Annotated in this window: 7 protein-coding genes; 4 read left to right on the top strand and 3 right to left on the bottom strand. The window is 38.9% G+C overall.

Translation table 11 applies throughout. The annotated features are described in order from the left end of the window. Positions 1 to 156: 156 nt before the first annotated feature. Positions 157 to 663 (bottom strand): YqiA/YcfP family alpha/beta fold hydrolase, encoded by a 507-nt coding sequence (locus FTU79_RS05505; protein WP_180049141.1) that lies wholly within the window; start codon positions 661 to 663, stop codon positions 157 to 159. Between the two features lie 460 nt (positions 664 to 1,123). Here FTU79_RS05505 and lysS point away from each other — a divergent pair, with 460 nt between their 5' ends. After that, positions 1,124 to 2,650 carry a lysine--tRNA ligase gene (gene lysS / locus FTU79_RS05500; protein WP_180003896.1) on the top strand — a complete coding sequence of 509 codons (1,527 nt, stop codon included), beginning with the start codon at positions 1,124 to 1,126 and terminating at the stop codon, positions 2,648 to 2,650. Between the two features lie 166 nt (positions 2,651 to 2,816). Continuing rightward, on the top strand, positions 2,817 to 4,280 hold the full coding sequence (locus tag FTU79_RS05495; RefSeq protein ID WP_180049139.1) for a capsule assembly Wzi family protein: 1,464 nt from the start codon (positions 2,817 to 2,819) through the stop codon (positions 4,278 to 4,280). Positions 4,281 to 4,949: 669 nt separating this feature from the next. Here FTU79_RS05495 and trpS read toward each other — a convergent pair. Next, positions 4,950 to 5,963: a tryptophan--tRNA ligase gene (gene trpS / locus FTU79_RS05490; RefSeq protein ID WP_180007457.1), complete on the bottom strand. Its 1,014-nt coding sequence runs from the start codon at positions 5,961 to 5,963 to the stop codon at positions 4,950 to 4,952. A 202-nt stretch (positions 5,964 to 6,165) separates the two neighbouring features. On the opposite strand from trpS, the gene FTU79_RS05485 reads away from it, so the two are divergent. Next, positions 6,166 to 7,092, top strand: a complete 927-nt coding sequence (locus FTU79_RS05485) for a DUF808 domain-containing protein (protein ID WP_180007458.1) — start codon at positions 6,166 to 6,168, stop codon at positions 7,090 to 7,092. Positions 7,093 to 7,138: 46 nt separating this feature from the next. Further along, positions 7,139 to 8,044, top strand: coding sequence for a neutral zinc metallopeptidase (locus FTU79_RS05480; protein WP_180049137.1), 906 nt, complete (start codon positions 7,139 to 7,141; stop codon positions 8,042 to 8,044). Between the two features lie 57 nt (positions 8,045 to 8,101). Here FTU79_RS05480 and FTU79_RS05475 read toward each other — a convergent pair whose 3' ends face one another. Continuing rightward, on the bottom strand, positions 8,102 to 8,659 hold the full coding sequence (locus FTU79_RS05475) for a hypothetical protein (protein WP_180026473.1): 558 nt from the start codon (positions 8,657 to 8,659) through the stop codon (positions 8,102 to 8,104). Between the last annotated feature and the right edge of the window lie 116 nt (positions 8,660 to 8,775).

Below are 8,775 nucleotides of genomic sequence, written 5' to 3'. Positions count from 1 at the left end.
TATTAAAGTGACGGAAAATAGCAAGTAACTTGGACCAGTGTTGATCATTTAGCATTGTTCGAGGCATAGCGAGTGTAAAATTGGGTTTGGCGATTTAATTTTACTATCTCGCTATTTTTTTAATCAACAAATGTCAACAGACCCTAATATTATGATTTATTTTTTTAAGTAATTTAATTCGAGATGTTGGATTAAATCATTAATATTTTCAGGGCATTGTAGGCGATGATGTCCGCCATCCATGACTTGAAGCTGCATATAGTCTTCGAGTTGTTTTTCTGCCTCATACATATCCAAGATTTCATCACCACGTTCGATATAGGCAATTTGTGGAATATCGTGATCCAAATCCATTTCATTGATTGCAGGGTAGTCGTCACGAAAGTCTGGATGCAGACTCGGGTTAGCAATCACACAAGGAATGCGATGAAACAGCGACATTTTCAAAGCCCAGTATGCCCCGAGACTATGACCGACGATGATATCAGGCTTAATGGTTTCAATACTTTCATGATAAAAGTCCGCAACAGTTTGAAAATTTAAGTTGCGATAGTCCACTTCAATGCAGAATTTTTGTTTTGCATCGATGGCATGGAATTTAGTGGATTCACGGGAAGAATCCAATCCATGTAAAAACAGAATTTTCGATAAGCAGGAAGTCATTGTTTTTCTACACACTGTTTTCAGACATTTTGGATGTGTTGAATATTTTATTTTTCAACAATTTTATGACTTCATTGTAGAGAGAATCGTCAAAAAGAGAATTTAGCTTTTGGTCTAATTTGTAGGCATTTAAAAGACTTTAGTCTTAAAGAAAATAGATTAAAAGGTTGAATTAAGCTATTGAAATATATTTCAATATATTGATAGTTATAAATATTTTAAAGTACGTAGTTGTCATTGTAATATCGCTAAATATTGGCTTGCTAAGTTTAAATATTTAACTTTTATCTCGTGCATATCTGAAAGGTATGGATTAAGCAAACCTGAAGGTATAGCTGTCAAAACAACTTACTTTGATAAATTTCAACTTATTGAAAAAATGCGCACATTGCTTACTGCTCAATTCAAAGGAAATCTGCTATGCTATGCAACTTCCGTTTTTTAACTATTTGAGACAGAGATGACGCAACATAACGCTCAATCGACTTCTGAACAAGCCATTTCCGAAAACGATTTAATTGCACAGCGTCATGCCAAGTTAGAGCACATCAAAGAGCACGCCAAGGAAACAGGTGTTAGCCCGTGGCCTAACACATTTAAGCGTGAACACTATGCACAAGATTTACAAGACCAATTCGCTGAAAAATCAAAAGAAGAAATTGAAGCAGGCGAAAAGGTTTATGTAAAAGTTGCTGGTCGTGTGATGTTGAACCGCGGTTCATTCATCGTAATCCAAGATATGACTGGTCGTATCCAGCTTTATGTACCACGTAAAGAGTTGGATGCTGACGTTCTTGCGACCATTAAAGCACTCGATTTGGGCGATATTATTGCTATCGAAGGTTATATTGGTCGTTCTGGTAAAGGTGACCTGTATGTTCATATTGAACATTTTGAGCTTTTAACCAAATCACTTCGTCCTCTTCCAGACAAATTCCATGGTTTGACTGATACTGAAGTTAAATACCGTAAGCGTTATTTAGACCTCATCATGAACGAAGAAACACGTAAAACTTTTGAAATTCGTGCAAAAGTGGTGTCAGGTATTCGTTCATATTTGAGCAATGAGCGTTTCATGGAAGTTGAAACACCAATGATGCATGTGATTCCGGGTGGTGCATCTGCGCGTCCATTCGAAACTCATCACAATGCATTGGATATGCCTTTATTCTTACGTATTGCGCCTGAACTTTACTTAAAACGTTTGGTTGTCGGTGGTTTTGAGCGTGTGTTCGAAATTAACCGTAACTTCCGTAACGAAGGTGTATCAACACGTCATAACCCAGAATTTACCATGATCGAATTCTATCAAGCGTATGCAGACTACAAAGACCTGATGGCTTTGACTGAAAATATGCTTGAAAAATTGGCGATCGACATCTTGGGTTCGACGGATGTGCCTTATGGTGAAGAAGTGTATAGCTTCAAAGGTCCATTCAAGAAGATTTCGATGTTTGATGCGATTCTTGAACACAACCCAACGTTCACTGCTGAAAATGTGGCTGACCGTGAGTTCCTTGCTAACTTCGTTAAAAATGAACTGAAAGAGCAAGTAAAACCTGGTTTTGGTTTAGGTAAACTTCAAACCATCGTATTTGAAGAAACTGTTGAAACTGAACTTCGTCAACCGACATTCATCACAGAATACCCTGCGGAAACTTCACCATTAGCACGTCGTAATGATGATAATCCACATATTACCGATCGTTTTGAATTCTTCATCGGTGGTCGTGAGTTGGCAAATGGTTTCTCAGAGTTAAATGACCCAATTGATCAAGCTGAACGTTTCCAAGCTCAAGTTGCCGAAAAAGATGCAGGCGATGATGAAGCAATGCATTACGATGCAGACTTCATTGAAGCGCTTGAATACGGCTTACCGCCTACAGCGGGTGAGGGTATTGGTATTGACCGTTTGGTGATGTTATTTGCCAATGCTGCAAGTATTCGTGAAGTGATCTTGTTCCCACATATGCGTCATAAAAACTAATTAAGTTTTGAAATGAAAAACCCGCTTAATGCGGGTTTTTTATTTTGTGCTTTTATTGAGCATTTTAATCGAAATGATAAAAAATTAGGGTAGATACAGTTTCGCCCTTGAATAAATGAGTTGAAAAATCTAAGGTGGGCTGTGAATTAAACTTGAGAAAAAGAGCATGTATTTAAGAAAGTCACTCTATGCTGCTGTACTGTTTGGATTATCAGTTCCTGTTTTTGCTCAGGGGATTGTATTAAATAATGAAGAATTACGCGCAGATTTAAATTGGTTAAATCAGCAAGGCGTCATTCAAATTAGCACCTCAACATGGCCGATGAGTGGTGATGAAATACAGCGCGCTTTATCTGCTGCAAAAGCGACGACATCTGTACAGCAAAAAGTATTACAAAACATTCAAAATAAATTGACTGCTGAAAATACACTATTAAAAGCCGAATTATTTGCTGAGTCAGATAAAAATAATTTACCGCAAAATTTTGGTGATCATCAAAAAGCGCAGTATCAAGGTGCACTTGAACTGAACGTTGGTGGTGAAAATTGGGATGGTCGTTTACGTGTAAATGCTGAAGATAAACAACAAATTAATAATGATCAAGATGTAAATGTAGAAGGCACATACATTGCCGGGAAGCTTTGGACCCAATGGTTAATTGCAGGTCAGATTCCGACTTATTGGGGGCCTGGTCATGACGGTAGTTTAATCCGTGGTGATGCGAGTCGCCCTGTGTATGGTTTTACTGCACAGCGTGCAGAACAGAATGCTTTTGAAACACCGTGGTTATCTTGGATCGGCCCTTGGCAGTATCAAGCTTTTGCTGGTCGATTAGATGACTATGCTGCGGTTCCAGATACGAATTTAATTGGTTTTAGACTTACAGCACAGCCATTACCATATCTTGAGTTAGGGGCTTCACGTACTTTCCAAATTGATGGGGAAGGGCAACCAGGAAGTGCTAAGGCGTATTGGAATGCATTCATTGGCAAAGATAATGAATGTACAGATACGGGTTGCGCGGGTGAAGGAAATCCCTCAAATCAATTGGCTGGTTTTGATGCGCGTTTGAATTTACAACCATTATTGCAAGTTCCAGCCAGTCTGTATGGCCAATATATTGGTGAAGATGAAGCAGGTGGTTTGCCTGCAAAAAGCATGTATCTTGCTGGGGTTGATTATTCTTCAAGTGTGAAAAATATGCCTTATCAACTCTATACTGAATGGGTCGATACTCGAACCAATGGTGATGCTAAAGGCATTTCTTATAACCACCACATATATACAGATGGCTACTATCAACATGGCTATCCACTAGGTCATGCCTTAGGTGGTGATGCTCAAATGGTTTCAGTGGGTGGAAATATACGTATTGATCAACTAAACCGTCTAAATGGTCGTGTACTGTTTGCAAAAGTTTCTGAAACAGAGCGTGCTGCTTTGAATAACGCAGCATTTCCTGAAAAAGATGAATTGAAAGCTCTAGACTTAACTTGGACACATTATTTACGTCCAGATATGCCTTTAAAAATTAACGGTTGGGTAAGTGACTCAGATTTAAATGGTAATGATGGTGGAGTGTCAATTGGAATTGAACTACCATTAGATAACCGTTTATTTCATTACTAACTGATGTTACGCGCGTAAAAGTAATTACGCATTTTTAAAATGATTTTTTTAAGTCTATTCGACGGAGTCTTGCATCTAGGGTTTGAATAAAGGGATTAGCCTTCGGCTGGAGGTACTTTTGTTTCGGCAAAAGTACCCAAAACCATTGTCATCCGCAAAACTCGTTTACTAGCGTCAAATTACTCAAAGTATCGCAAAAACTTTTTTGATTAGAAGTAGTCCTGCCTCGAACAGTTGCGGATGACGTTACTGCGTATCGTTCTTTTATTTGAAGAAAATTGCGCTTCTGATGTTACTGCGTAACATCAGTTACTAATTTATATTCATTTTTAAAATGATGTATTCATTGAAAAGTCCGCTTATAGTGGACTTTTGGATATTGGTAGTTGCCAATTTTCAGACAAAAAAATACGCAATGATTGGGGTGTTCATTGCGTATAACAACGAATCTGTTTCCACAGGTTCGGTAAAGGAGAAATGTTATGAATTTAGGTATTCCTAAAACATAAATAGATAATAGAGTGAACGGTCAGTCATTTCATTGGTGTTCACGTTAAGTGATGTTACCTAACGTTAAAACTAAGGAGATTTTGTGAATACTTTCACAAAAAGTGCCTATAAAAAAGCCTTTCACATTGGAAAGGCTTAATTTTATGGAATTTTTTAAATTTAGAAGTGGAATACACCCAGTCCAGATTTAATCTCATCCAACGTTTGTTGGGTAATATCACGGCATTTATCGGTACCGGTTTTTAAAATATCCATGATGTAGTCAGGATCTTTTTGCAATTCTAAACGGCGTTCACGGATCGGGCCGATGAGCTCTTTTAGCACACCTTCAAGACGCTTTTTCACCGTACCATCGCCTAGGCCACCACGACGATAGTGTTCTTTCAGTTCCGCAACAGCATCTTTATCTGGGTCGAATGCATCAAGGTAAGTAAATACCACGTTACCTTCCACTTGACCTGGATCTTCAATACGTAAATGATTTGGATCGGTATACATTGCGTTTACGGCTTTTTTGATATCTTTATCAGTCGCGTCAAGCACAATGGTATTGCCCAAAGATTTAGACATTTTTGCTTTACCATCAAAACCTGGTAAGCGGCCTACATTAGAGAGTAAAGCTTTACATTCAGGAAGTACGTCACGACCAATTTGACGGTTTAAACGACGAACAATTTCGTTGGTTTGTTCAATCATTGGAATTTGGTCTTCGCCCACTGGAACGACAGATGCTTTAAACGCTGTAATATCGGCAGCTTGAGCCACTGGATAGCATAAGAAACCTGCAGGAATATCACGCTCAAATCCACGCATTTGAATCTCAGATTTGATGGTGGGATTACGCTCTAAGCGAGAAACCGTCACAAAGTTCAAATACAACATGGTCAATTCATTCAATGCTGGTAAGCATGATTGAACGCAAATCGTGGTTTTGGTTGGGTCAATTCCTACAGCAAGATAATCGGTTGCGACTTCAATAATATTGCGACGAACTTTTTCGAAGTTATCGGCATTATCAGTTAAGGCTTGAGCATCAGCTAAAAGGAGATGTTGATGATGCGAATCTTGTAAACCTACACGTGAACGTAAAGAACCTACAAAATGACCTAAATGTAATTGTCCAGTCGGACGGTCGCCAGTCAAAATCACTGGACGATTATCTTGAGTACTCATTATCTGTTCCAAAGTGGTAGTCAAAGCTACGGCTGATTTTCAAAGAATGTCCCCATTGTACGGCATTCTATTTTTGATTGTTACTGACACAGCACAATTGACTGAAAAATGGGTGAATATTTTGTTAATTATTAAAAAACTAAATACAATTTTAGCGTTAAATAGAATTAGAATATTAAAAAATGCCTAAAGGATAAAAATAATGGCGAGTAGCTTATTAATCTTACTTGATGATATTGCAACTGTGTTGGATGACGTTGCTGTGATGAGTAAGATGGCAGCCAAAAAAACAGCGGGTGTCCTTGGAGATGATTTAGCACTGAATGCACAACAAGTCAGTGGTGTCCGTTCCGATCGTGAACTTCCTGTCGTTTGGTCTGTCGCCAAAGGATCTTTTGTTAATAAATTAATTTTGGTTCCGGCTGCTTTATTGATCAGTGTGGTTGCACCTTGGCTGATTACACCGCTTTTGATGATTGGTGGTTTGTTTTTGTGCTATGAGGGTGTGGAAAAAGTCCTGCATAGTTTGCATCATAAAAAAGCCAAAACAGAAGAAGTTGCTCGTGAAGAGATGACCCATATTGAAACGGATTTGGTGACTTTTGAAAAAGAAAAAGTCAAAGGTGCCATCCGGACCGATTTTATTTTATCTGCTGAAATTGTGGTGATTTCATTGGGTACGGTTGCAACTGCGGCATTTGGGACTAAGGTCATGGTGCTTTCGGTGATTGCAATTATAATGACCGTTGGTGTTTATGGTTTTGTCGCGATGATTGTCAAAATTGATGACTTAGGACTTTATCTCACGCAACAAGCATCACAATTTAAAAAGACCGTTGGACAAGGTTTGTTAGCATTTGCACCTAAGTTGATGAAGACATTAACCATTGTAGGTACGATTGCCATGTTTTTAGTGGGTGGTGGCATCATTACCCATGGTGTGCCTCTGCTACACCATTTTATTGAAGGCTCTGTGGATTATGCAGAACATATTCCTACAGTTGGCAGTATTGTGGGTGCATTAACACCGACTTTAATCAATTTAGTGACAGGTTTTATTGCAGGTTTAATCGTGCTGTGCGTCGTGTCTTTAGTTCAAAAAGTATGGCCAAAGTCGCAAAAGGATTAATCTGTAAACGCACGGATATCAACTATTTTATATAAGGAAGATCACTATGCGCTGGAAAGGTCGAAGAGTTAGTTCAAACGTAGAAGACCGTCGCGGTGGTGGCGGTGCAAAAGCGGGTGGTATCAGTATTCTCGGTTTGGTTGTAGCATTTGTTGCGTGGAAGTTTTTTGGTGTAGATCCGCAGCAAGCTTATCAGGCGACTAAACAAGTGACTTCACAGGGTCAAACGGCTGAAGTCAAAGGTTTGGATAATCCAACACCTGAACAACAAGAAGCGATGGATTTTGTTGGAACGGTTTTGGCCGATACGGAAGATACATGGACTAAAGTCTTCCAAGAACAGTTAAATGCCCAGTATAAAGCGCCTAAATTGGTCATGTTTAATGGTGTGGTCAACTCGGGTTGTGGTACAGCACAAGCTGCAATGGGGCCGTTTTATTGCCCAGCAGATCAGAAGGTCTATATTGATACTGCATTCTTTAAAGATATGCGTACGCAAATGGGCATCACGGGTGAACAAAATCAAACTGAATTGAGTCGTCAAGATCAGGCGGGTGATTTTGCGCAAGCCTATGTGGTTGCCCATGAAGTTGGACATCATATCCAAACGATTTTAGGTATTTCTGAGCAAGTTCAGCAGGCGCGTGCGCAAGCGTCTAAAGCTGAAGGTAATCGTTATTCGGTCATGCAAGAACTACAAGCAGACTGCTTTGCGGGTATTTGGGCGCATCATAATCAACAGCGTACCCAATTTTTAGAGCAGGGTGATGTAGAAGAAGCGATGGACGCTGCACATAAGATTGGTGATGACTATTTACAGAAAAGTGCAACTGGGCAAGTGGTCTCAGATAGCTTCACGCACGGCACCAGTGAACAACGTATGAAATGGTTCCAGACAGGGTTGAAATCAGGCAATATCAATAGCTGTGATACCTTTAACCAAGCCATTTAAAACAAAAAAAGGAGGATGCAAACATCCTCTTTTTTTCATTGAAAAATAGATTGAAACTTATTTATTAAGAAATGATTTAAAGTTTCGAACAATACGATAGCTGACATACAATGCGGCAAATGCGAATAAAGCCACGCCAAAAACAGTATATTTAAGGCCTGAAATATCGTTTTGATAGAACTGTTTTAATTGGGCATCGCTATAGCGTAATTGTTGTTTTTGTCCAGTGCGGCTATTGGTGAAACTCACATTTTGGATATATTGAAATTGTCCGATTTTCAGTAAATCGAGGTGTTGAATTTGTCGGGTGTGTTGCTGATTAAATTCATCGAGACAAATATCTTGTGCATAGTTTTCACAATTCAGTTTGGCAAGATAACCATTATTCGCCAGCATGATAAAAATCGCACGATCGGGTGATTCATTATTGGAGACCAAAACCAATTGTTCTTTGGGTGTTGAATCCAGTGAAACCTTTTTTGCCTGACTAAAATAGTGCTCAGCACGTAAAATTTCCTGTGTCTTGCTAAAACAAGTCAGGATCAGCGCTGCAGTAATGATAAAGATCACAGCAGCAAAAAAGAGTCGAAAAATAGTTTTAATGGTCTGATGCATAGGAGAAATAAATTAGAGGATAAAAATGCATAAAATCGATGCAGGCTTGCTATGTTAAATGATCTTGATAAAAGATGTGAAAAAAACTGAATTTATACACGGTATTTAGATAAAAT

This window comes from Acinetobacter sp. YH12144, assembly GCF_013418345.1.
GTDB classification, from domain to species: Bacteria; Pseudomonadota; Gammaproteobacteria; order Pseudomonadales; family Moraxellaceae; genus Acinetobacter; species Acinetobacter amyesii.
Note: the sequence above shows the minus strand (reverse complement) of the source record. Positions and strands in the feature narration are given on the sequence as shown.

Excerpts from the sequence above, each read along its gene's own strand:
- FTU79_RS05505 (WP_180049141.1), bottom strand. The coding sequence starts at position 663 with ATGACTTCCTGCTTATCGAAAATTCTGTTTTTACATGGATTGGATTCT.
- lysS (WP_180003896.1), top strand. The coding sequence starts at position 1,124 with ATGACGCAACATAACGCTCAATCGACTTCTGAACAAGCCATTTCCGAA.
- FTU79_RS05495 (WP_180049139.1), top strand. The coding sequence starts at position 2,817 with ATGTATTTAAGAAAGTCACTCTATGCTGCTGTACTGTTTGGATTATCA.
- trpS (WP_180007457.1), bottom strand. The coding sequence starts at position 5,963 with ATGAGTACTCAAGATAATCGTCCAGTGATTTTGACTGGCGACCGTCCG.
- FTU79_RS05485 (WP_180007458.1), top strand. The coding sequence starts at position 6,166 with ATGGCGAGTAGCTTATTAATCTTACTTGATGATATTGCAACTGTGTTG.
- FTU79_RS05480 (WP_180049137.1), top strand. The coding sequence starts at position 7,139 with ATGCGCTGGAAAGGTCGAAGAGTTAGTTCAAACGTAGAAGACCGTCGC.
- FTU79_RS05475 (WP_180026473.1), bottom strand. The coding sequence starts at position 8,659 with ATGCATCAGACCATTAAAACTATTTTTCGACTCTTTTTTGCTGCTGTG.